Annotated in this window: 21 protein-coding genes and 1 tRNA gene; 11 read left to right on the top strand and 11 right to left on the bottom strand. The window is 70.3% G+C overall.

Annotated features, from left to right (window positions below; translation table 11 throughout):
- Window positions 1-14 precede the first annotated feature (14 nt).
- Complete coding sequence (locus CA983_RS13320) at window positions 15-1,580, bottom strand: flavin-containing monooxygenase (RefSeq protein ID WP_086601103.1); 1,566 nt, start codon at window positions 1,578-1,580, stop codon at window positions 15-17.
- Between the two features lie 130 nt (window positions 1,581-1,710).
- Here CA983_RS13320 and CA983_RS13325 point away from each other — a divergent pair, with 130 nt between their 5' ends.
- Entirely contained in the window at window positions 1,711-2,355 is a 645-nt protein-coding gene (locus CA983_RS13325; RefSeq protein WP_086601104.1) for a MerR family transcriptional regulator, read from the top strand.
- On the opposite strand, the gene CA983_RS13330 is transcribed toward CA983_RS13325, so the two are convergent.
- Window positions 2,352-3,158 (bottom strand): exodeoxyribonuclease III, encoded by an 807-nt coding sequence (locus CA983_RS13330; RefSeq protein ID WP_167407367.1) that lies wholly within the window; start codon window positions 3,156-3,158, stop codon window positions 2,352-2,354. The two genes, CA983_RS13325 and CA983_RS13330, sit on opposite strands and share 4 nt — an antisense overlap.
- 60 nt (window positions 3,159-3,218) lie before the next feature.
- Between CA983_RS13330 and CA983_RS13335 the strand changes: the two genes are divergently transcribed.
- Window positions 3,219-3,695 carry a GNAT family N-acetyltransferase gene (locus CA983_RS13335; RefSeq protein WP_086601106.1) on the top strand — a complete coding sequence of 159 codons (477 nt, stop codon included), beginning with the start codon at window positions 3,219-3,221 and terminating at the stop codon, window positions 3,693-3,695.
- A gap of 59 nt (window positions 3,696-3,754) precedes the next feature.
- On the opposite strand, the gene CA983_RS13340 is transcribed toward CA983_RS13335, so the two are convergent.
- From CA983_RS13340 to galU, 7 genes are all read right to left on the bottom strand, one after another.
- A tRNA-Ala gene (locus CA983_RS13340) sits at window positions 3,755-3,828 on the bottom strand.
- A gap of 93 nt (window positions 3,829-3,921) precedes the next feature.
- Window positions 3,922-5,118: a divisome protein SepX/GlpR gene (gene sepX, locus CA983_RS13345; RefSeq protein WP_086601107.1), complete on the bottom strand. Its 1,197-nt coding sequence runs from the start codon at window positions 5,116-5,118 to the stop codon at window positions 3,922-3,924.
- A 172-nt stretch (window positions 5,119-5,290) separates the two neighbouring features.
- Window positions 5,291-5,911: a GNAT family N-acetyltransferase gene (locus CA983_RS13350; RefSeq protein WP_086601108.1), complete on the bottom strand. Its 621-nt coding sequence runs from the start codon at window positions 5,909-5,911 to the stop codon at window positions 5,291-5,293.
- 23 nt (window positions 5,912-5,934) lie between these two features.
- Window positions 5,935-6,435: a MogA/MoaB family molybdenum cofactor biosynthesis protein gene (locus CA983_RS13355; protein WP_086601109.1), complete on the bottom strand. Its 501-nt coding sequence runs from the start codon at window positions 6,433-6,435 to the stop codon at window positions 5,935-5,937.
- On the bottom strand, window positions 6,432-6,926 hold the full coding sequence (gene moaC, locus CA983_RS13360) for a cyclic pyranopterin monophosphate synthase MoaC (protein WP_086601110.1): 495 nt from the start codon (window positions 6,924-6,926) through the stop codon (window positions 6,432-6,434). Before moaC ends, CA983_RS13355 begins: the two co-directional genes overlap by 4 nt.
- A gap of 62 nt (window positions 6,927-6,988) precedes the next feature.
- Window positions 6,989-8,326 carry a molybdotransferase-like divisome protein Glp gene (glp, locus tag CA983_RS13365; protein WP_086601111.1) on the bottom strand — a complete coding sequence of 446 codons (1,338 nt, stop codon included), beginning with the start codon at window positions 8,324-8,326 and terminating at the stop codon, window positions 6,989-6,991.
- A gap of 4 nt (window positions 8,327-8,330) precedes the next feature.
- Entirely contained in the window at window positions 8,331-9,233 is a 903-nt protein-coding gene (gene galU / locus CA983_RS13370) for a UTP--glucose-1-phosphate uridylyltransferase GalU (protein ID WP_086601128.1), read from the bottom strand.
- 93 nt (window positions 9,234-9,326) lie between these two features.
- Between galU and CA983_RS13375 the strand changes: the two genes are divergently transcribed.
- Window positions 9,327-9,950, top strand: coding sequence for a 5-formyltetrahydrofolate cyclo-ligase (locus tag CA983_RS13375; protein WP_086601112.1), 624 nt, complete (start codon window positions 9,327-9,329; stop codon window positions 9,948-9,950).
- A 57-nt stretch (window positions 9,951-10,007) separates the two neighbouring features.
- Here CA983_RS13375 and CA983_RS13380 read toward each other — a convergent pair whose 3' ends face one another.
- Complete coding sequence (locus tag CA983_RS13380) at window positions 10,008-12,839, bottom strand: penicillin acylase family protein (protein ID WP_086601113.1); 2,832 nt, start codon at window positions 12,837-12,839, stop codon at window positions 10,008-10,010.
- Window positions 12,840-13,076: 237 nt separating this feature from the next.
- Here CA983_RS13380 and CA983_RS13385 point away from each other — a divergent pair, with 237 nt between their 5' ends.
- The 6 genes from CA983_RS13385 to mscL all read left to right on the top strand — a co-directional run bounded on the left by CA983_RS13385 (window position 13,077) and on the right by mscL (window position 18,964).
- Window positions 13,077-14,606 carry a potassium/proton antiporter gene (locus CA983_RS13385; RefSeq protein ID WP_086601114.1) on the top strand — a complete coding sequence of 510 codons (1,530 nt, stop codon included), beginning with the start codon at window positions 13,077-13,079 and terminating at the stop codon, window positions 14,604-14,606.
- A 370-nt stretch (window positions 14,607-14,976) separates the two neighbouring features.
- Window positions 14,977-16,248: an MFS transporter gene (locus tag CA983_RS13395; protein ID WP_086601116.1), complete on the top strand. Its 1,272-nt coding sequence runs from the start codon at window positions 14,977-14,979 to the stop codon at window positions 16,246-16,248.
- A gap of 67 nt (window positions 16,249-16,315) precedes the next feature.
- Window positions 16,316-16,636, top strand: coding sequence for an FmdB family zinc ribbon protein (locus CA983_RS13400; RefSeq protein WP_086601117.1), 321 nt, complete (start codon window positions 16,316-16,318; stop codon window positions 16,634-16,636).
- A 77-nt stretch (window positions 16,637-16,713) separates the two neighbouring features.
- Window positions 16,714-17,574, top strand: coding sequence for an S-methyl-5'-thioadenosine phosphorylase (locus CA983_RS13405; RefSeq protein ID WP_086601118.1), 861 nt, complete (start codon window positions 16,714-16,716; stop codon window positions 17,572-17,574).
- Between the two features lie 316 nt (window positions 17,575-17,890).
- Window positions 17,891-18,385, top strand: a complete 495-nt coding sequence (locus CA983_RS13410) for a CpaB family protein (RefSeq protein ID WP_086601119.1) — start codon at window positions 17,891-17,893, stop codon at window positions 18,383-18,385.
- 120 nt (window positions 18,386-18,505) lie between these two features.
- Entirely contained in the window at window positions 18,506-18,964 is a 459-nt protein-coding gene (gene mscL, locus CA983_RS13415; protein ID WP_086601120.1) for a large conductance mechanosensitive channel protein MscL, read from the top strand.
- A 55-nt stretch (window positions 18,965-19,019) separates the two neighbouring features.
- Here mscL and CA983_RS13420 read toward each other — a convergent pair whose 3' ends face one another.
- Window positions 19,020-19,202 carry a hypothetical protein gene (locus CA983_RS13420; protein WP_086601121.1) on the bottom strand — a complete coding sequence of 61 codons (183 nt, stop codon included), beginning with the start codon at window positions 19,200-19,202 and terminating at the stop codon, window positions 19,020-19,022.
- A 383-nt stretch (window positions 19,203-19,585) separates the two neighbouring features.
- Here CA983_RS13420 and CA983_RS13425 point away from each other — a divergent pair, with 383 nt between their 5' ends.
- Complete coding sequence (locus tag CA983_RS13425) at window positions 19,586-19,963, top strand: HIT family protein (RefSeq protein WP_244206858.1); 378 nt, start codon at window positions 19,586-19,588, stop codon at window positions 19,961-19,963.
- A gap of 1,077 nt (window positions 19,964-21,040) precedes the next feature.
- Complete coding sequence (locus tag CA983_RS13430) at window positions 21,041-22,012, top strand: helix-turn-helix domain-containing protein (RefSeq protein ID WP_086601122.1); 972 nt, start codon at window positions 21,041-21,043, stop codon at window positions 22,010-22,012.
- The last annotated feature ends 46 nt before the right edge of the window (window positions 22,013-22,058 follow it).

Here is a 22,058-nt window from a genome sequence, read left to right on the forward strand (position 1 = left end):
GGACAGGAGGCGGCTCACGCGTCCACCCCGGCCTTCTTCTCGCCCTTCCCGGCCGTCTGCTCGGCCGCCGGGGCCCGCAGGACGTCGTACTCCGTGAGGTCCACCCGCCGCGTCGCCCGCCGGAACTCGGCTGTCGTGCCGGGCCAGATGGTGGTGTTGCGGCCGCTCGCGTCGAGGTACCAGCTGGTGCAGCCGCCGGTGTTCCACACGGTCCGCTTCATGCGCTCCTGCACCCGGTGGCTCCAGGCGCGTACGGCGCTCGGCCGGGCGTCGAGGGCGACCCGGCCTCCCCCAGAGCCCGAAGGGCCTGGGGGGACCCCCAGGACGTCGAGTTGGCGGACGAAGTCGGCGAGGTAGTTCAGCTGGGACTCGATCATGAGGATCATCGAGGAGTTCCCGAGGCCGGTGTTGGGCCCGATGATCGTCATCCAGTTCGGGAAGCCGGCCGCGGAGGCGCCGCGCAGGGCCTCCATGCCGCCCTTCCAGGTCTCGGCGAGGGTCCGTCCGTCGGCGCCCACGACCCGGTCGGCGATGGGCATGTCGGTGACGTGGAAGCCGGTGCCGAAGACGATCGCGTCCACCTCGGCCTCACTGCCGTCGGCGGCGACGAGGGTCGATCCGCGGACCTCGGCCAGCCCGCTCGCGACCACGTCGACATTGGGCTGTGCGAGCGCCGGATAGTAGTCGCTGGACAGCAGGATCCGCTTGCAGCCGATGCGGTAGTCCGGGGTGAGCTTCGCCCGCAGGGCCGGGTCCTTGATGGCACGGGCCATGTTGCGCCGGGCCAGCTGCTCGACGAAGCCGAGTTGGTTCGGGCGCTTGGTGAACGCCTGGACCTGCAACTCCCGGATGCCCCACAGCAGTCCGCGCCGCAGCTGCGAGGTGACGGGCAGTTGCCGGTGGAGCCACCGCTCGGCGTCGCTGATGGCCCGGTCGACGCGGGGCATCACCCACGGCGGGGTGCGCTGGAAGAGCGTGAGCCGCGACACGTCGGGCTGGATGGCCGGCACGATCTGGATGGCCGAGGCCCCGGTCCCCACCATCGCGACGCGCTTGCCGCGCAGGTCGTAGTCGTGGTCCCAGCGGGCGGAGTGGAAGACCTTGCCGGGAAAGGAGTCCAGTCCCGGGATGTCCGGCACCTTCGGATCGGACAGCGGCCCGGTGGCGGACACCACGAGATCCGCCGACAGACTCCCGCTGCTGGTCTCGATGTCCCAGCACAGCCGCTCGGCGTTCCACGTCATCCGCTTCACCTCCGAGTCGAAGCGGATGTGCGGCCGCAGCCGGAACACGTCCGTCACGTGCTCCAGGTAGGCGCGGATGTGTTCCTGACCCGAGAAGGTGCGCGGCCAGTCGGGGTTGGGCGCGAAGGAGAACGAGTACAGATGCGACGGCACGTCACACGCGCATCCCGGGTAGCTGTTGTCGCGCCAGGTCCCGCCGACGCTGCTCGCCCGCTCCAGGACGACGAAGTCGGTGACGCCCTCGCGGCGCAGCCGCACGGCGGCCCCCAGCCCGCCGAACCCGGAACCGACCACCGCGACCCGCACATGCTCGCGTTCGTGTTCGCGTTCGCCCATGCCGACACCTCCACACACCACGAGAACCATGCCAGTGAACACTGGCGCAATGGGAGAGTAGGGCAGCGGCGTACTGATGGGTAGGGGGCGGTCGAGGAAAGTTACCCCCGGTACGCCTTAAGGTGCCCAGGTGGCCGAGAAGCGCGAATACCGCATGGAAGAGCTGGCCCGCCTGGCCGGGATCACGGTGCGCACCCTGCGCTTCTACCGCGAACGCAAGCTGATCCCGCCACCTCGCCGGGAGGGCCGTATCGCCTGGTACGACGACCAGCACCTGAACCGGCTGCGCACGATCACGGCCCTGCTGGAACGCGGCCACACCCTCAGCGGCATCGCGGAACTGGCGGAGGCCTTCGACCACGGCCGGGACGTCGGCGACCTGCTCGGCGTCGGCGCCCCCACCGAGGAGGAGCCGGTCCACCTCACCCCCGAGGAACTCGCCGACCACTTCGCGGGCGACGCCACCCCCGAGAACCTCGCCGCCGCGATGGAGCTCGGCTACCTCGGCACCGACGGCAACGAGATCGTCCACATCAGCCGCCGCCTCCTGGACGTCTCCTCGGCCCTGGTCCGCGAGGGCATCCCCCTCGCGGAGGTCCTCAGCGCGGCCAAGCAGGTCCGCACCCACGCCGACGCCCTGGCCGAACTCTTCACCGGCCTGGTCCTGCGCCACGCCTCCGAGGACGACCTGCCCCGCCTGCGCCCGCTGGCCCGGAGCGTGGTGGAGGCCGAGCTGTCCCTGGCCATGGACCGCAGGATGCGCGGGCCGTCCTAGGGGGTGCCGTAGACGACGGTCACCGGCGCGTGGTCGGACCACCGCTCCGCGTGCGTGGCGGCCCGCTCCACGAACCCCTTGACCGCCCGCCCGGCGAGCCCCGGGGTGGCGACGTGATAGTCGATCCGCCAGCCGGTGTCGTTGTCGAAGGCCCGTCCGCGGTACGACCACCACGAGTACGGCCCCTCGGTGTCCGGGTGCAGCGCGCGTACGACATCGACGTACCCGCCGTCCGCGGGATCGAGTACCTGGGACAGCCACTCCCGCTCCTCGGGCAGGAACCCGGAGTTCTTGGTGTTGCCGCGCCAGTTCTTCAGGTCGGCCTGCTGGTGGGCGATGTTCCAGTCGCCGCAGACGAGCACCTCACGCCCCTCGGCGGCGGCCCGCTCCCGGAGCCCCTTCAGGTAGGCGAGGAACTCGCCCATGAAGCGCTCCTTCTCGTCCTGCCGCTCGGTGCCGACCTCACCCGAGGGCAGATACAGGGAGGCGACCGTGACCCCCGGCAGATCCGCCTCCACATACCGCCCGCTGCCGTCGAACTCGGCGGACCCGAACCCGACCTGGACCCGGTCCGGCTCACGCCGGCTGTACAGGGACACCCCGGCCCGCCCCTTGGCGGCGGCCGGCGCGTGCACCACGTGCCAGCCATCGGGGTCGCGGACGTGCTCGGGCAACTGCTCCGGCTCGGCCCGCACCTCCTGAAGACACAGCACGTCGGCATCGGTCTGCGCGAGCCACTCCACGAAGCCCTTCTTCGCGGCGGCACGCAGCCCGTTCACATTCACAGAGGTCACAGTGAGCACCCCGGCACGATACCGGCACACTGGACGAGGTCCAGTTCCGGATCGAATACGGTAGCCGGCATGCATATACGCCGGGTCTCCTTCGACCACCCCGACGCCGTGAAGCTGAACGACCAGGTGCAGGCCGAGTACGCCGTCCGCTACGGGGACGACGGCGACGCGACGGTCATGGCCGTGTCGGACTTCGAGCCGCCGAACGGCATCTACCTGATCGCGTACGACGAGCTCGGAACCCCCGTCGCCTCGGGCGGCTGGCGCGCCCAGGACGCGAACGACGAGGGCAACCTGGACGGCGACGCCGAGGTCAAGCGCATGTACGTGATCGAGCAGCTGCGCGGCCGGGGCCTCGCCCGCCGCATCCTGGCCGCCCTGGAGGAGGACGCCCGCGCGGCCGGCCGCATCCGCATGGTCCTGGAGACGGGCCTCAAGCAGCCGGAGGCCATAGCCCTGTACACGTCCAGCGGCTATGAGCCGTGCGCCAAGTTCGGCTACTACCGGCACTACGAGTCGAGCCGGTGTTTCGCGAAGAGCCTCTGAGAGCTGGGGAACAGAGCAGAGCCCCTGTCGGCTTTCGCCGACAGGGGCTCGAAGCTGCGTGGACCTGAGGGGATTTGAACCCCTGGCCCCCTCGATGCGAACGAGGTGCGCTACCGGACTGCGCCACAGGCCCTTGCAACGAGTGAAACTTTAGCACCCCGATCGGCCTGCTTGGAAATCCGTTCCCGACGGGCGGTCGAGGGGCGGTCACCTGCGGCTTCGCGGGCTACTCGTTGGCGGCCCGGGGCCGGTCCCCGTCCTCGTACTGGTCGAACAGCGGCGTGCGGCCGCGCTCCCGTGCCCGCCGTGCGGAGGCCGCGCGGCGGGCGTCACAGCGCCCGTCGTCGTCCGCCCTCTCCGGCGCGCGCTCCGCCCCGTCGGGGTCCGCGCTGTCGGCGGGAGCCGCCCCGTCCTCGTGGTCCGGGGTGACGGCGCTCGACCGCGCGGAGCTCCAGGTGTCGGGGGCTCCGAGGTCCACGTCGCTGGTGGCCCGGGGCGCGACGGGTGCGGTCACATAGGTCGGCAGGGGCACCGGCACCGGCTCCCAGCTGTCGCCCTGCCCCGGCCGCCGCTGCCGCTCACGCTGCTGGTCGACCCACTCGGCGTGGTCGGTCTGCTCGACGAGTGCCCGCCGGTCCGCCGCGAGGGCCGACAGGCCGGGGTCGGTCGCCGGCGGTCCTTCCTCCGGGTCGTCGGCCGCTTCGTCGGTGGAGGCGCGCCGGCGGGGCTGCCGCTGGCGCTCCCGCAGCCGCTGGGCGGCGGCCTCGGCCCGGCGGCGGTCCATCTGGTAGGCGAAGCGGCGGCGCTCCTGGGAGCGCAGGTACGCGATGTACACGCTGAGCATGACGGCGGGCACACCGGGCGCCCACAGGAACGCGAGGCCCCCGACGGCGGCGACGATCGCGCCGAGGGTGAAGGCGAGGAACAGCATGGTGGTGGTGCGCCGACGGCGCGCGAGCACCTTCGAGCGCCGGGCCCGCGCTGCGGCCGCCTCGTTCGCCTTGTTCGCCTTGTTCTCCTGAGGCGTCGCGGCGCGCCGGGCGGCGGGCACGGGGCCCCGTCCGCGATCGGCGCTCGCCGGTCCGGGTGCCGGGCGGGCCGGCTGCTCGGGGGCGGGCGACGGTACGGGCGCCTGGGTCTGCGGACGCGTCTTGGACACGGCGAAGGCCCGGACGTCCACCGAGTCGGTGGCGGCGTCCAGGTCGTCGGCGTCCTGCTCCCCCTCCTCGGCGGAGCGCGCCTGCAGGTCCCTGGCGTACCGGCGCTCCATGGCCGCCTTTCCGGACAGAAGCCGGATGGCGGTGCTGAAGCGTTCCGTCGGACGGGCCTCGTTCAGCTCGTCCTGCCTACGGAGCCACATCGGCACCAAGTAGGCGGCCCAGGCCCCGACAATGACTGCGTAGATGAGGCCGCTGCTGCTCACGCCTCACACGGTAGAGGGGTTTGCGTGAGGCCATCTGCCAATTGAGCCGGTGTGTCGCACGATCTGGCTGATATTTCGAACTTTTTTTGTGACGGATGCGATCAGCAGACCGCCGAGGCCGGGAATTCAATGACCTGAGGCGGTCACCAGCCGATCAATTTCGAACATATATTCAATTTCCGGGGTGGTGCCGGATTCCCGGATTACTCTGCGATCGTGCCCGGTGCCAGCGCCTCAGCAACCCGTCCGGCACCTCTTCCGCCGTCAGCGCGAAGACGAGGTGGTCCCGCCAGGCCCCGTCGATGTGGAGATAACGCGGCCGGAGCCCCTCCTCACGGAATCCGAGTTTCTCCACGACCCGGCGGCTCGGCCCGTTCTCGGGGCGAATGCAGACCTCGATGCGGTGCAGCCCGACCGTGCGGAAACAGTGGTCCACGACGAGCGCCACCGCCGTCGGCATCACGCCGCGTCCGGCCACCGACTCGTCCACCCAGTAGCCGACGTGCCCCGAGCACATCGACCCCCAGGTGATTCCGGCCACGGTCAACTGCCCCACCAGCCGCCCCTGGTACTCGATGACGAAGGGCAGCATCCGGCCCGCGTTCGCCTCCGACCTCAGGTGGCGGACCATCTGGCGGAAGGTCGGGCGGTGCGTCAGCGGCCCGCCGGGCGCGGGCGGCGGAATGGTCGCCTCCCAGGGGCGCAGCCAGTCACGGTTGCGCCGGTTGACCTCGCGCCACGCCCGCTGGTCGCGCAGCTTTATCGGCCTGAGGACGATGTCGCCGTCCACCAGCTCGACGGGCCAGGATGGGCTGTTCAGCTCGCACCCCCACTGCCGGGTCTGGGGTGGTCACCGCCGCGGAGCTGCTCGACGGCGTGGACCAACAGCGGCTCCAGGACGGCCAGGCCGTCCTTCACCCCGCCGCTGGAGCCGGGCAGGTTGACGATCAGCGTCCCGCCCGCCACTCCGGCCAGGCCCCGGGAGAGCGCCGCGGTCGGCACCTTCTGACGGCCGAACGCCCTGATGGCCTCGGCGATGCCCGGGACCTCGTGGTCGATCACCCGGCGCGTCGCCTCGGGCGTGCGGTCGGTGGGCGAGATGCCCGTGCCGCCGGTGGTGACGATGACGTCGTAGCCGGTCTCGACACCGGCGCGCAGGGCCGCCTCCACCGGGTCGCCGTCGGGGACGACCTGCGGGCCGTCGACCTGGAAGCCGAAGCCCTTCAGGCCGTGCGCGATCAGCGGGCCGCCCTTGTCCTCGTAGATCCCGGCGGCGGCCCGGTTGGAGGCGGTGACGACGAGAGCGCGGTAGGTCATGACCGGCTCCAGTCGCCCGACTTGCCGCCCGTCTTCTCCTCCACCCGTACGTCCGTGATGACCGCTCCCTTGTCGATCGCCTTGACCATGTCGATCACGGTGAGCGCGGCGACGGAGACCGCGGTGAGGGCCTCCATCTCGACGCCCGTGCGGTCCGTCGTCTTCACGGTGGCCAGGATCTCCACCGCGTCGTCCGCGACCGACAGGTCCAGTTTCACACCGGACACCGACAAGGGATGACAGAGCGGGATCAGGTCCGGGGTGCGTTTGGCGCCCATGATCCCGGCGATCCGCGCGGTCGCGAGGGCGTCGCCCTTGGGGACGCCCTCGCCGCGCAGCAACTCGATCACGCGGGGCGAGACGAGGACGCGTCCGCTGGCGCGGGCGGTGCGCGCGGTCACGTCCTTCTCCGACACGTCGACCATGCGGGCGGCACCCGCCTCGTCGATGTGGGTCAGGCGGTCCTGCGTAGGGGGGTCCTGCGTGCTCATGCTGTGTGGCGCTCCCGGTCCGGGCCTGCTGTGCGCGACACGGTACCCCCAACCAGCGCCTCTCAGCCGAGCAGGACCACCTCGACTTCGGCGCCGGGCTCCACGGACTCGGTGTCCTCGGGGACGACGATCAGCGCGTCGGCGTGGGCGAGAGCCGCGACCAGGTGGGATCCGGCGCCGCCGACCGGGGTGACCCGCCCGTCGGCGTATGTGCCGCGCAGGAACTGGCGGCGGCCCTTCGGGGAGGTCAGCGCCTTGTCCGCGGTCAGGGTCGCCCGGGTCGTCGGCCGGTGGACGTCCGGAAGGCCCATGAGGGCGCGGATCGCGGGGCGGACGAACAGTTCGAAGGAGACGTACGACGACACCGGGTTGCCGGGCAGGGCCAGCAGCGGCGTGTGGTCGGGGCCGATGGAGCCGAAGCCCTGGGGCTTGCCGGGCTGCATGGCGAGCTTGCGGAACTCGATGCCGCTGCCCGCCTCGTCCGCGTCGGCGACGTGGGACAGGGCCTCCTTGACGACGTCGTACGCCCCGACGCTCACACCGCCGGTGGTGACCATCAGGTCGGCGCGGACCAACTGGTCCTCGATGGTGGAGCGCAGGGTCTCGGCGTCGTCGGCGACGGCGCCCACGCGGTAGGCGATGGCGCCGGCGTCGCGGGCGGCGGCGGTGAGGGCGAAGCTGTTGGAGTCGTAGATGTGACCGGTGCCCAGTTCCGCGCCGGGCTGGACGAGTTCGCTGCCGGTGGAGAGCACCACCACGCGCGGGCGCGGGCGGACGCGGACCGTGCCGCGGCCGATCGCGGCGAGCAGGCCGATCTGGGGCGGGCCGAGGATCGTGCCGGCCTCCAGGGCGCGGTCGCCGGCCTTCACGTCACTGCCCTTGGCGCGTACGTGCGCGCGGGCCTCGGCCGGGCGGTACACGTGCACGTGTCCCGTGGCGCCCTCGGGGCCGAGGCTGCGGGCGCGCATCCCGGCCACCGGGCCCTCGCCGAGCCCGCCGTCGGTCCACTCGACGGGCACGACCGTCTCGGCGCCGGGCGGCAGCGGGGCGCCGGTCATGATGCGGGCGGCCTGGCCGGGGCCCACGTGGAGCGGCTCGGCCTGGCCGGCGGCGACGTCCCCGACGACCTCCAGGGCCGCCGGGAACTCCTCGCTCGCGCCCGCGACGTCCGCGACCCGCACCGCGTAGCCGTCCATCGAGCTGTTGTCGAAGGGCGGCAGGGACACCGGCACCGTGACGTCCTCGACGAGGACGCAGCCCTGGGCGTCGAGCAGATGCAGCTCGATGGGTTCCAGGGGCCGGACGGTGGCGAGGATGTCCTCCAGGTGCTCCTCCACCGACCAGAGGTGGTCGGGGCCGGAGTGGTCCTGGCCGGTGACGCGGGGCGCGGCGCTGCTCAACGTGCTACATCTCCTCGGCTACGTAACGGCGAAGCCAGGTCCGGAAGTCCGGACCCAGGTCTTCACGTTCGCACGCGAGTCGGACAATGGCACGCAGGTAGTCGCCGCGGTCGCCGGTGTCATAGCGGCGGCCCTTGAAGACGACGCCGTGCACCGGGCCGCCGATCTTTTCGTCCTCGGCGAGCTGCTGGAGGGCGTCCGTGAGCTGGATCTCGCCGCCGCGGCCCGGCTCGGTCCGGCGCAGTATGTCGAAGATGTGCGGGTCGAGGACGTAGCGGCCGATGATCGCGTAGTTGGACGGGGCGTCGGCCGGGTCGGGCTTCTCGACGAGGCCGCTGACCTGGACGACGTCGCTGTCCTCGGTGGTTTCGACGGCCGCGCAGCCGTAGAGGTGGATCTGCTCCGGGGCGACCTCCATGAGCGCGATGACGCTGCCGCCGCGCTGCTCCTGGACCTCGACCATGCGCTGGAGCAGGGGGTCGCGGGGGTCGATCAGGTCGTCGCCGAGGAGGACGGCGAAAGGCTCGTCACCCACGTGCGGGGCGGCGCACAGGACGGCGTGACCGAGACCCCTGGGGTCGCCCTGGCGGACGTAGTGCATGGTCGCGAGGTCGCTCGACTCCTGCACCTTGGCGAGGCGGCTGGCGTCGCCCTTCTTCTGAAGCGCCGACTCCAGCTCGTAGTTGCGGTCGAAGTGGTCCTCCAGCGGGCGCTTGTTGCGGCCCGTCACCATGAGGACGTCGTCGAGACCCGCGGCGACGGCCTCCTCGACCACGTACTGGATCGCCGGCTTGTCGACGACCGGCAGCATCTCCTTGGGAGTGGCCTTCGTGGCCGGCAGGAACCGGGTACCGAGGCCTGCTGCTGGAATGACAGCCTTGCTGATCCGAGGGTGCGACTGAGTCATGCCCGCCACCATATCCGGTGCCTTTGCATGGAATCTGCAGCTCCGGTTCATAGGCGCTCATATGAGCGTATTGCCACGGTACGGGAGCAACCTTTGAGTCACATCGGACGTCCGGGCGAGCCTGACAAGCGGAGCTTGCGGCGCGATCTCCTCGCAGTGAGGAACAGGTTGACGGCGGATGACCTGCGGGAAACCTCGGCGGCGCTGGCCGGACGGGCGCTGGAGCTGCCCGAGTTGGCGCGGGCCGGCACGGTGGCCGCGTACGTCTCCGTGGGGAGCGAACCGGGGACGCGCGTGCTCCTGGACGCGCTGCGCGCCCGGGGCGTACGCGTCCTGCTTCCGGTCCTGCTGCCCGACAATGACCTGGACTGGGGCGTCTACGAGGGCGAGGGCTCGCTGGCGCGCGTCCGACACGGCGGCAGGATGGCCCTCTTCGAACCCGCGGGCGAGCGCCTCGGGCCGGACGCCGTGACCACCGCCGACGCCGTGCTGCTGCCGGGTCTGGCGGTCGACACGCGCGGGATGCGGCTGGGGCGCGGCGGAGGCTCGTACGACCGTGTGCTGGCGCGGCTGGAGCGGGCGGGTGCGCGTCCCGCGCTGGTGGTGCTGCTGTACGACGCGGAGGTGGTCGCGCACGTCCCGGAGGAGCCCCACGACCGGCCGGTGCACGCGGTGGTGACGCCGTCGGGGGTGCGGCGGTTCCGGCAGGAGACCTGATGCGAAACGGCCCTCCACGCGTGCGTGGAGGGCCGTTCGGTTTCCGGTGTCAGCGGCTCACGGCTTGAGCACCAGCTTGTCGGTCGTGCCGTCCTCGACCGCCCGGTCCGAGAAGGACCACGGGAGCAGTTCGCCGTCGGCCCACTTGTCCGTCTGGTCGACGTAGTGGGCGCTGTAGGCGTGCCCGGAGGCGCCGCTGAGGTTGATCCAGCGGGACTTGTCGAAGTCGCCGAGGTTCACGACCATCCGCATGGAGGGCACCCACACCACGCCGTAGCCGCCGGCCGCGTTCCAGCCGGTCGCGTTGACGGTGGCCTGGCCGCCGCTGAGCTCCCAGGGACCGCGGTTGAGGGCGTACTGGACGAAACCGGGGCCCTCGATGCCGAGGGTCTGGTTCTTCAGGAACAGGCGGTGCAGCCGGCCCCAGGTCCAGGTGTCGATGTCCTTGCCGAGCTTGGCGGTCAGCTCCCAGCGGGCGTCGATCATCGCGCGCCTGAACAGCTGGTCGCGGTTGACGGCGGCGGGGCGGGTGCCCGCCTTGGGCGTCTTCCACCACTCGCTGTCCGGCTGGTCCATCAGCTTGCGGACCACCTCGAACCAGCGGTCGCCGCCGTCGGGCTGCGCCTGGTCGGGGTCGCGCTCGCCGCACTCGCGCACCTCCTCCGCCTCGTCGGCGGGCCCGGTGGTGTTGACCGGCTTCACCCACAGGCACTGGCCCTTGACCCGCAGCTCCTTGGGCAGCTTGTTGCCGAAGGCGAGCTTGAGGATGTTGCGCCAGACCGCGTTGAAGTAGGCGGCGGCCGCCGAGTCGGTGTCCTGGGTGTAGTCCCAGCCCTCCAGCAGCTTCTGCGCCTCGCGGACGTCCTTGTTCTCGGGGTCGATCTTGAGCAGCGTGGGCACCAGCAGCCGGGCGATCTCGCTGCTGTTGTCCAGCTGCATCTGGCGCATGTCGTCGGTGGAGATCTTGCCGCCGTCCTTGATCTTCGACTGGATCAGGTCGGTGATCCGCTGGCTGCGCGTGCCGTAGCCCCAGTCCTCGGTGAGGGTGGAGGGGTACTTGTCCGGGTCGATCACGGCCTGGTTGGCGGTGACGATGTAGCCGCGCTTCGGGTTGTACTCGTACGGCAGCGCGTCCTTCTCGATGTAGCCGGTCCAGCGGTACTTGGGGTCCCAGCCGGGCGCCGGGACGGAGCCGTCGTCGTCCTGGGAGCGGGTGGGGATCCTGCCCGGCAGGGTGTAGCCGATGTTGTCCTCGGTGTCCGCGTAGACCAGGTTCTGCGAGGGCACGTCGAACAGTGCGGCGGCCTTGCGGAAGTCGGTCCAGTCCTTGGCCCTGTTCATGGCGAAGACGGCGTCCATGGTGGTGCCCGGCTGGAGCGCGGTCCAGCGCAGCGCGACGCCGTAGCCGTCGCCTCTGTCGGGTGCGGCCGTGTCGACGGTGGCCTTCCTGCCGACCTTCACGAGCTCCGTGGCGCGGTCGGACAGCAGGGGGCCGTTGTTGGTCTCGCGGACGACGATCTTCCTGGGCGAGCCGCCGGCGACCTTGATGGTCTCCTCGCGCGTCTCGAAGGGCTTGACCTTGCCGTCGTACAGGTAGCCGTTGCCGGTGATCTTCTCCAGGTAGAGGTCCGTGACGTCGACGCGCGAGTTGGTCATGCCCCAGGCGATGTCCTGGTTGTGACCGATTATCACGCCGGGCATGCCGGCGAAGGTGTAGCCGCTGACGTCGTACTGGCACGCGCTGGAGACGCTGCGGCAGTGCAGGCCCATCTGGTACCAGACGGACGGCAGCGAGGGCGACAGGTGCGGGTCGTTGGCCAGCAGCGGCTTGCCGGTGATGGTGTGCTTCCCGCGGACGACCCAGGAGTTGGAGCCGATGCCGTCGCCGTTCACGCCGACGGCAGGCGGCAGGTCGCTCAGGGCATCACTGAGGCCGGTGAGCTGACTGTCCAGGCCCGAGGTGCCGGAGGCCGTGCCGGAAGCCGTGCCGGAGGCGCCGGAGGCCGTGCCCGCGGTGCCGGAGGCCGTGCCCGCGGAGCCCGCAGTGCCGGCCGCGGTGCCGCCGGTTCCGCCTGTGCCTGTGCCCGTGCCGCCGGTGCCGCCCTGTTCGAACGCGCCCGTCAGCTCGTCGTACTGGCCCTCCTGGACGATCGCTTTGTTCCGGCTGTACGGGTACTGCGGGTACAGCTCGGCGATCTGCTTCGGACCGAGGCGGCTGGTCAGCAGGGCGCGGTCGATCTCGTCCTGCATGTTGCTGCGCAGGTCCCAGGCCATCGCCTTCAGCCAGGAGACCGAGTCGACCGGGGTCCATTTCCGCGGCTTGTAGTCGTTGGTGAACCCGAGCGCCGCGTACTCCAGGGAGATGTCCTTGCCGTCCTTGCCCTGGAGGTAGGCGTTGACCCCCTCGGCGTAGGCCTGGAGGTACTTCTTCGTGGCGGCCGACAGCTTGGTGTCGTACTCCTGCTTGGCGACCCGCTCCCAGCCGAGCGTGCGCAGGAACTCGTCGTTGTCGACCTGGCTCTTGCCGAACATCTCCGACAGCCGGCCGGCGGCCATGTGACGGCGTACGTCCATCTCGTAGAACCGGTCCTGCGCCTGGACGTAGCCCTGCGCCATGAACAGGTCCGCGTCGGAGGAGGCGTAGATCTGCGGGATGCCGTAGTCGTCGCGTTTGACCTCGACGGGTCCCGAGAAGCCCTTGAGCGTGAGGGTGCCCTTGGTCTGCGGGAACGAGGCGCGGACGGTGCTGATGGACCAGTACGCCCCGAAGGCGACGCCTCCGATCAGTGCCAGCACCAGGACGAGCACGATCAGACGTGCTTTGCGCCCCTTTCTCCTGCCGGACTTGCCGGGCTGCTGACCCGTGGAGGCGGTGGTGTCGGTGGGCATCGCTGTCCTTGCTGTCCTAAGTCGAGCGGCAGGTTCGGCTGTGCTTTTAACTGAGCGCTGGAGCAACGATAGGCGCAGGGCCTTGCGCGCCTTGACGCGGAGTCGGGAACTGGCACGGACGGATGTTCGATCTCACCTCGGAAGTGTCAAGAAATCGTCAAGAGTTAGGTAAGGTAACGAAGTAGTTGGCGCGATGCGCCACAGCGTCATGTGCGATGTACGTGAGCCCACGCGCGCGTGCGTGTGAGCCAGGGAAGGATTCGGCCGCTGACTGTTCACCACCTCAACCAGCTCCTGCTCGTCTGCTCGCTCGTCCTGCTCGTCGCCGTCGCAGCGGTACGGATCTCCTCGCGCAGCGGGCTCCCCAGCCTGCTCGTCTATCTGGGGATAGGCGTCGCCATGGGCCAGGACGGCATCGGCGACATCCACTTCGACAACGCCGAACTGACCCAGGTCATCGGATACGCGGCCCTGGTCGTGATCCTGGCCGAGGGTGGTCTGGGCACGAAGTGGAAGGAGATCAAGCCGGCCCTGCCGGCCGCCACGGCACTGGCGCTGGCCGGTGTCGCGGTGAGCGTCGGGGTGACGGCGTCGGCCGCGCACTACCTGATCGACCTGGAGTGGCGGCAGGCGCTGATCATCGGGGCGGTCGTCTCCTCGACCGACGCGGCGGCCGTGTTCTCCGTGCTGCGCAAGATCCCCCTCCCCGCGCGCGTGACGGGCACGCTGGAGGCGGAGTCCGGCTTCAACGACGCCCCGGTGGTCATCCTCGTGGTCTCGCTGTCCACGGCGGGTCCGGTCGAACACTGGTACGTACTGCTGGGCGTGATCCTGCTGGAGCTGGCCATCGGCGCGGCCATCGGGCTCGCGGTGGGCTGGCTCGGCTCCTGGGGGCTGAGGCACGTGGCGCTGCCGGCCTCCGGCCTCTACCCGATCGCCGTCATGGCCATCGCCGTGGTGGCGTACGCGGCGGGCGCGCTCGCCCACGGCAGCGGCTTCCTCGCGGTGTATCTCGCCGCGATGGTGATGGGCAACGCGCGACTGCCCCACTGGCCGGCCACGCGCGGCTTCGCCGACGGGCTCGGCTGGATGGCCCAGATCGGCATGTTCGTCCTGCTCGGCCTGCTGGTCACCCCGCACGAGCTGGGCGACGACATCGTGCCCGCGCTCGTCATCGGGCTGGTGCTGACCATGGTGGCGCGTCCGCTGAGCGTGGTGGTCTCCCTGTCGCCCTTCCGGGTCCCGTGGCAGGAACAGGCCCTCATGTCCTGGGCCGGGCTGCGCGGCGCGGTGCCCATCATCCTGGCGACCATCCCGATGGTGGAGGGCGTGGAGGCGAGCCGCCGGATCTTCAACATCGTCTTCATCCTGGTCGTCGTCTACACCCTGGTCCAGGGCCCGACGCTGCCGTGGCTGGCCCGCACGCTGCGTCTGGGAGACGGTTCGGAGGCCGCCGACCTCGGCATCGAGTCGGCCCCGCTGGAGCGGCTGCGCGGGCATCTGCTGTCCGTGGCGATCCCCGAGGGGTCGAAGATGCACGGCGTGGAGGTCAACGAGCTGCGGCTGCCGCCCGGTGCCGCCGTGACGCTCGTCGTACGCGCGTCGGAGTCGTTCGTTCCGCTTCCTACGACGGTGCTGCAACGCGGGGACGAGCTCCTCGTCGTGGCCACGGACCCCGTGCGGGACGCGACGGAGCGCCGGCTGCGCGCGGTGGGCCGCGGCGGCAAGCTGGCCGGGTGGCTGGGGACGGACGAAGCGAGCCGTTAGACGGACGAAGTGCGTCGTCAAGGTCGGTTTCGCGTCGTTCGTGTCCCCGATTTCGCAGGTGGGTGCATCTATGGTGCTCTTTTTCACAGGCAGGCCCACCCAGGTGCCTGTACGATGAAGGCGCTACCCAAGATCGAACCAACTCTGCCTGACGCAGAGCTGGCGCGACCGTATGGCGGTCGGGTCACCCCTCCTCACCGGGCCCCGGCATCTACCGCAGTTCCGCGCAAGAGGACAGCTCTCGGCGCCGCCCGCTGACGGGCCCGCGCTACCAGGCGGCAGAAAGGCACGGGCCGTGGCATCCACGGTCACCTCGAAGAAGTCGAAGAACTCGATTCCCTCGAAGCACTCGATTCCCTCGAAGAACTCGATGACCTCGAAGAACTCGACGGCTTCCGCCCGCCCGGGATACGGCCGGCTGCTGCGCACCCGCGGCGCCTGGACGTTCCTGCTCCCCGGCTTCGCGGCACGCCAGCCGTTCGCGATGCTGACGATCTCCATCGTGCTGCTGGTGCAGCACACCACCGGCTCCTACGGAGCGGCGGGCGCCGCCGCGGCCGTCACCGGTGTCTCGATGGCGCTGTTCGCTCCCTACAGCGGCCGCCTCGCCGACCGCTACGGGCAGCGTGCCGTGCTGGTTCCCGGCGTGCTGCTGCACGCCCTGTCCGGGCTGACGCTGACGGCGCTGGCACTCATGGACGCCCCCTTGTGGGCGCTGTTCGTGGCGGCCGTCCCGACCGGTGCCTCGGTGCCGCAGGTCGGGCCCATGGTGCGGGCCCGCTGGGGCGTGAAGCTCAAGGACTCGCCGCTGCTGACCACCGCGGCGGCCTTCGAGTCCGTCACGGACGAGCTGACCTTCGTCGTCGGCCCGCTGCTGGCCACCGCCCTGTGCACGGCCGTCGACCCGGCCGCCGGGCTGGTCACGGAGGCCGCGCTGACCCTGATCGGCGGTCTGCTGTTCGCCGCGCAGAAGAGCACCCAGCCCTCGGTCACAGGCCGCGGCCACGCGCGCGTGGAGCACGTTTCCGCGCTGCGGATCCCCGGGGTGCGCGTGCTGATCGTGACGTTCCTGGGCATCGGGTCCGTCTTCGGCGGCATGCAGGTCTCGCTGGCCGCGTTCACCGAGTCGATCGGCGAACCGGGCCTCAACGGCGTCCTCTACGGGGTCTTCGCCGCGGGCAACATGCTCTCCGGCGTCGTCTGCGGCGCGATCGCCTGGAAGGTGGCCCCGCAGCGCCGCCTCGTCGTCGGCTACACGGCGCTCGCGCTCACCGCGTCGGGCCTGTGGGCCGCCCACTCGGTGCCGGTCCTCGCCGGGCTCGGCCTGCTGGTCGGCATGTGCATCGCGCCCGCCCTGATCACCGGCTACACCCTGGTCGAGGGTCTGGTTCCGGCCGGTGCCCGCACCGAGGCCTTCACCTGGCTGACAGGCGCCGTGGCGCTCGGCCAGGCGGCCGCCGTCACGGTCGCCGGACAACTGGAGGACCGCTTCCGGGACGGCGCCGGTTTCCTGGTGCCGATGGGCGGCACCGTGCTCGCCCTGGCGACCCTCCTGGCCCTGCGTTCCCGGCTGTCGGGAAGCGCCCAGGGCCGCACCGTCGCACGTGGCGTGGGTCACCGCGTGCCGGTGGCAGTGGACTGAACGGCCGGAATACGTCAAGATGGATCGTCGTTAGCACTCATCGAGTGAGAGTGCCAGGAGGAAGACAGTGCCCACCTACCAGTACCAGTGCACCGAGTGCGGCGAGGGCCTCGAGGCGGTGCAGAAGTTCACCGACGACGCCCTCACCGAGTGCCCCAGCTGCGAGGGCCGCCTGAAGAAGGTGTTCTCGGCGGTCGGCATTGTCTTCAAGGGCTCCGGCTTCTACCGGAACGACAGCCGCGGCTCCTCGTCGAGCAGCACCCCGGCGTCGAAGTCGTCGAGCACCTCGTCGTCGTCCTCGGACTCCGGCTCGGGTTCCAGCTCCGGTTCCGGTTCGAGCTCGTCGTCGAGCACCGGCAGCTCCACCAGCAGCAGCACCGCCGCGTAAGGCCTGTTTCTTACAGGACCCTGTCGCCTTTCGGCGACGGGGTCCTCGGCGTTTCCGCCTGCGGTTAGGGTGCGGGCATGGTGAACAAGGCGAACGTGGCGAACAAGGGGGACGCCGGCATCGGCGTCATCGGCGGCTCCGGGTTCTACTCTTTCCTCGACGACGTGACCGAGGTCCAGGTCGACACCCCCTACGGGCCTCCCAGCGACTCCCTCTTCCTCGGCGAGGTCGCCGGCCGGCGCGTCGCCTTCCTGCCCCGGCACGGACGGGGCCACCATCTGCCGCCGCACCGGATCAACTACCGGGCCAATCTGTGGGCGCTGCGGTCGGTCGGCGTGCGCCAGGTGCTCGCCCCGTGCGCCGTCGGCGGTCTGCGCCCCGAGTACGGACCCGGCACGCTGCTGGTTCCGGACCAGCTGGTCGACCGGACCAAGTCCCGCGCGAACACCTACTTCGACGGGCTGCCGCTGCCCGACGAGACGGTGCCGAACGTGGTGCACGTGTCGCTGGCCGACCCCTACTGCCCCGCCGGGCGGGCCGTCGCGCTGAAGGCGGCGCGCGGGCGGGACTGGGAGCCGGTGGACGGGGGCACGCTGGTCGTCGTCGAGGGGCCGCGCTTCTCGACCCGTGCCGAATCGTTGTGGCACCAGGCTCAGGGCTGGTCGGTGGTGGGCATGACCGGCCATCCCGAGGCGGCGCTCGCCCGTGAGCTGGAGCTCTGCTACACGTCCCTGACCCTGGTCACCGACCTCGACGCCGGCGCCGAGACCGGGGAGGGCGTCTCGCACGACGAGGTGCTGCGGGTGTTCGCGGCGAACGTGGACCGGCTGCGGGGCGTGCTGTTCGACGCGGTGGCGGGGCTGCCGGGGGAGGACGAGCGGGACTGTCTGTGCGTGAACGCGTTGGGTGGGATGGATCCGGGGTTTGCGTTGCCGTAGGTGGTGGGTGCCGGATGTCGGGTGATGGGGATGGGCGTCGGGAGCGGGCGTTGGGGCGGAACTTGCCGTTCGGGTGAGGGAGTTGTCCACAGGGCGGTGGTAGGTCCACAGGCTTGAGCGGGCGGTGGTGGGAAGCCTCATCGTGGGGAGCGCAAGCCGGTCGCTCGTCACAGGTGGTGTGGTCCCCATGTCCCTCGCTCCGTCGTCTCCGTCGTCTCCGTCTTCTCCGTCTTCTCCGTCTTCCTCTTTCCGCACCCTGCCTTCTTGGTCTGCTGCCGCATGCCCGCCCGGGCCCGAGGTCCCGGCGGCACGTGAGGTGCCGCGGTTCGACCCCGTACGGGTACGCGGCGGCCTGGCCGGCCGGCTCGTGCGGCACCGGCGGCGGGCCCTGGCCGTGGGGCTCGCGGTCACCGCGACCGCGCTGGTGGCAGCGGGACCGCGCGGCTCCGACGGTGCCCGTGGGCATCCCCGGGCTCAGCCTCCCGCGCACGCGGCCCCAATGTCCGGGGAGCAGCCCGTGCGGACGCGTCGTGCCGTGGGGGCGGTGACGGCCCCGGTCCGGATCGCCGACGCGGCCACCGTGCGGCTGCTGCGGCCCGGTGACCGGGTCGACGTCATCGCCGCCGAGGAGACGGTGTCGGGCGGCGATGCCCGGGTGGTCGCGCGCGGGGCCCGGGTGACGAAGGTGCCGGAACCGCTGGAGGGCGCGAGCGACGGCGGGGCGCTGATCGTCTTGTCGGTGCCGCGCGCCACGGCCGTCCGGCTCGCCGGCGCGAGCGCCACCGCGCGGTTGGCGGTGACACTGTGGTGACGGCCCTGATCTCGTCAAGTCGCTCGTTCGAAGGACCCAGGTACTCCGTCCGGAGCAAGGTTGACGTAGGTTGCGGAGCGTTTTGTTCCGCAAGCTGCTCGTGCGAGGAGAGACCCCGAGGTGAGCGAGAAGAAGGAACCGAGCCTCTGGGAAGGCTTCAAGGCCTTCCTGATGCGCGGGAACGTCGTCGACCTGGCGGTGGCGGTGGTGATCGGCGCCGCCTTCACCAACATCGTCAACGCCGTGGTGAAGGGGATCATCAACCCCGTCGTCGGGGCCATCGGGACCAAGAACCTCGACCACTACAGCTCATGTCTGAGCTCGACGTGCCAGGGCGAGGAGGGTATTCAGATCCTCTGGGGTTCCGTCCTCGGCGCCACGCTGAGCTTCATGATCACCGCGGCGGTCGTCTACTTCCTGATGGTCCTGCCCATGGCGAAGTACCTGGCCCGGCTGGAGGCCCGCCGCAAGGCGAAGGAGGGCACGCAGGAGGTCATCGAGGTGACCGAGCTGGAGGTGCTGAAGGAAATCCGGGACGCGCTGGTCGCACAGCGCGGCTCCGGACACGACCGGCAGTAACGGCGCGGCTCCGGACACGACCGGCAGGAGCGCTACGGGCGGCCGCCCGGCCGGCTCAGAGGTGGTGGGGCGGCTTCTCGTCGAGGAAGCGCTTGAGGTCGGCCGCGCCGCCGCCCCCGCCGTCGGGGCGCTCGCCCCAGCCTCGGTCGGTGTCGTCGGAGGACTGCTGGTCGAGCGGGTCGTCGAAGACCAGCGCGGGCTTCGGCGCGCGCGGCTCGGGGTCGGGGGCGGTGCTCATGCGTCCAGGGTACGGTCGCGGAGAAAATACCCGCGCCTTCGGTTGCGCTGGGACTCATGGAGCGTGCTCATGCCCACCTCGAATCCGGCCGCGAGCTGCGCGTAGGTATGCCGCAGACGCCGGTGCGCCGGCAAGCTCCTGGCTGGGGCGGGCGGTCTTGGTCCTGAACCCGTCCGACAGGAGCTTCATCACGTACGCAGGCCAACCGGTAGAGCTGTCAACCGAGTTGGCCGTCGACATCAGCGCTGCGGGCTCTGTATAGGCTGGTGCGCGTGGATGTGGCGGGGTGTCTTGGGTGTGACCTTCTGACCGGGCGCCGGGAGTTACCCGGGGGCGTCCTGCACGAAACCGCTGCTTGGGCCGTGAACCACGTCGTCGGACCGATGAATCTCGGCACCTTGATCGTCGGTCCCCGGGAGCATGTCGTGGCCGTCGCGGAGCTCGACGACACGGCAGCGGCGGAACTCGGCCCCTTACTACGCCATACCGCTCGTGTCGTGGAGACGTTGTGCCGACCTGAGCAGACCTACGTCTGCACGTGGTCGCACGGCCCCGACGCGCGGAAGCACCTGCACATCGCGGTCCAGCCCGTGACTGCGGAGGTGCGGGCCCGCTACGGCGGGCTGCGCTCGGAGCAGCTCCAGGCCCGGATGCTGGCGGACGGTGACGAGCCGGACATCACGGATGTCGAGCAGTTCTGCGAGCGGGCTCGCGAGCTGTTCCGGGCGATCACCGACAGCGGCATCGAAGAACGCAGCTGATCACCGGTGCCGGGCCGACGCCACGGCACAGTCGGCGCGCATACGCGAGGAAGCACCGCAGTCTTACTCCCCCGCCCGTCCCCTCCGGCGCGCCCGCGGCCGGGGGCCGCTGCGCAGGATGTGCCCGTGAACCAACAACAACAGGATCCCCCGCGAACGTCTGACCAGCGGATGCGCCCAGACAGACGGCACGCCCCGCCCATGTCCCGGGGGAAGGACACAGGCGGGGCAGCTCAGCGGGCGGCAGTCACCGGCGCATCGGGGCTGTTAGTGGCCCCAGTCCGCAGTCCTCAGGATGGCCGTAAATGCGGTGCTGGAAGCCGAGTTCGCAGGTATCAGCGGATCCGTCCAAGTCTCCTGCGTACTTGAACAGGCGCAGCGCCATAGCGAGCCCTGCACAGACAGGGCATGTGTCTTCGTCTACCGGGCCAGGGCGCGGGGTCAGATGCGACTCGCCGTTAATGATCACTGCTGCACCTCATAGGGCAGTGCATCCAACAGCTTGACCGCTGAGCCAACCGGCAGAGTCCCTAGTGCCACGTACGCACGCCCACTGGTGGTGACCAGGAAACGCACCCGCGCGGTATCTCGCTCGGGAACTCCGACGCGTTGCAGGGCTGCACGCAGTAACTCCGCCGTGTGCTCCGCCTCAGCGCGAGCGCCCTCGTACTGGTCCATGGGGATCACGACCCCTCGGCTTTCGGAGCGCAGTTCGCATGCCAGTAGGCCACGCTCGGGGACGTGTCACGGCGGGAAAGCAAGCCCCGGCGGCAACTCTCCAGACCCTTGATCGACTTACAGCACGCCGGGCAGGTCTGACCTGCCGGAGCGTACGTTGTGTACTCCCACCGGCGAGCGTCTGATTTCGCCCCTGCCCGCTGGCGGCTCTTGGGAGGTCTGGCTGTAGCTTTGGGCATCGTCGTCAACCCTTTATCGGTTGGTGGCCACGCCCCCCGGACGTTCGCCGCGTCGCGGGGGTCCTTGCATCTGACTAGGTTCATCTGACGGGTGCTCACGCGGAAGTTGACCAGCGTTGACTACTCTGGAAGCACCCCAGTCAACCCACAGAGGTTCACCATGCGTGACGACTTCGCTGATCTTGCCCGTCATGCGCTGCGCGATGCCGGTTATTCGATGAAAGCGGCTGCCCGCGCCATCAACTACGACCCCGCCTATCTGTCCCGTGTGCTCAACGGAAAGCAGCAGCCGTCTCTGAAACTGGCCATATCGCTTGATGACCTCTTGGGGACCGGCGGAGCGCTGGCCGGTACGTTACTGAATCCCGACGAGGCATCGCGGGTGTCTCGCAGCGCCGCCAACCCCTCACGGCTGGACAGCGGAACCGTTGACGCGCTGGCGGGTGTGCTGGCCGCTTACCGCCGGCTCGACGACACTCTCAGACCCAAGTCTGTAATCCCGGCAACGCTGACGCAGATGAACGAAGTGATCCGACTGCTGAAAGGCGCCAGGGGGCCGCAGCGTGAACGGCTCGCGGAAGTCGCGTCGGAGTACGTCCAATTCGGCGGATGGCTGCTCGCGCAGGATCGACGGGATGCCAAGGCAGTGCAACTGCTGAATCAGGCTGTGGAGTTGGCTGACGAAGTCGGTAACGGCACTCTTGCCGCACAAGCGCTGAATTTCCGGGGCTACCTCGCGCGACAGCAAGGTAGGCCGGAAGGGGTGGCCCGCTGGTACACGGCGGCAGCGTTCACGCCCGGTGCTCATCCCGCTCAGCGGCTCGGGGACATGCTGCAAGCTGCCGCTGGGCTAGCAGAATTGGGGCAGCGCGACGACGCCCTGACCTTGGTCGAAAATGCGGAGCGACTGACCGACACGGCAGCGGCAATACCACCCCCGGAAACGGCGTACTGGCTGACGCCGGAATTCAATCGACTGAACATGGGGCTGGCGAACCTGGGACTCGCCCGGTATGCCGATGCAGTGGATCACATCTCGGCGGGGCTAGAGGGGCTGCCAGAGGACCTGAAAGACGCCCCCTGGACATGGGAGCACCGAAACGCCCTGAAGCGTGCCCTGGCGGCCCGCTGACCATCAAGTCGCCTAGCTCCCTTCCTGTTGGAGTGCGCTCATGGAA

The sequence above is a fragment of the Streptomyces swartbergensis genome (assembly GCF_002148965.1).
In the GTDB taxonomy this organism is placed as follows: Bacteria; Actinomycetota; Actinomycetes; order Streptomycetales; family Streptomycetaceae; genus Streptomyces; species Streptomyces swartbergensis.

Bases quoted from the DNA above. Each gene is read 5' to 3' on its own strand.
- CA983_RS13420 (WP_086601121.1), bottom strand. From the start codon at position 19,202: ATGAGCACCGCCCCCGACCCCGAGCCGCGCGCGCCGAAGCCCGCGCTG.
- galU (WP_086601128.1), bottom strand. From the start codon at position 9,233: ATGACTCAGTCGCACCCTCGGATCAGCAAGGCTGTCATTCCAGCAGCA.
- CA983_RS13380 (WP_086601113.1), bottom strand. From the start codon at position 12,839: ATGCCCACCGACACCACCGCCTCCACGGGTCAGCAGCCCGGCAAGTCC.
- CA983_RS13430 (WP_086601122.1), top strand. From the start codon at position 21,041: ATGCGTGACGACTTCGCTGATCTTGCCCGTCATGCGCTGCGCGATGCC.
- moaC (WP_086601110.1), bottom strand. From the start codon at position 6,926: ATGAGCACGCAGGACCCCCCTACGCAGGACCGCCTGACCCACATCGAC.
- CA983_RS13335 (WP_086601106.1), top strand. From the start codon at position 3,219: ATGCATATACGCCGGGTCTCCTTCGACCACCCCGACGCCGTGAAGCTG.
- CA983_RS13320 (WP_086601103.1), bottom strand. From the start codon at position 1,580: ATGGGCGAACGCGAACACGAACGCGAGCATGTGCGGGTCGCGGTGGTC.
- CA983_RS13425 (WP_244206858.1), top strand. From the start codon at position 19,586: ATGAATCTCGGCACCTTGATCGTCGGTCCCCGGGAGCATGTCGTGGCC.
- CA983_RS13395 (WP_086601116.1), top strand. From the start codon at position 14,977: ATGACCTCGAAGAACTCGACGGCTTCCGCCCGCCCGGGATACGGCCGG.
- CA983_RS13355 (WP_086601109.1), bottom strand. From the start codon at position 6,435: ATGACCTACCGCGCTCTCGTCGTCACCGCCTCCAACCGGGCCGCCGCC.
- CA983_RS13405 (WP_086601118.1), top strand. From the start codon at position 16,714: ATGGTGAACAAGGCGAACGTGGCGAACAAGGGGGACGCCGGCATCGGC.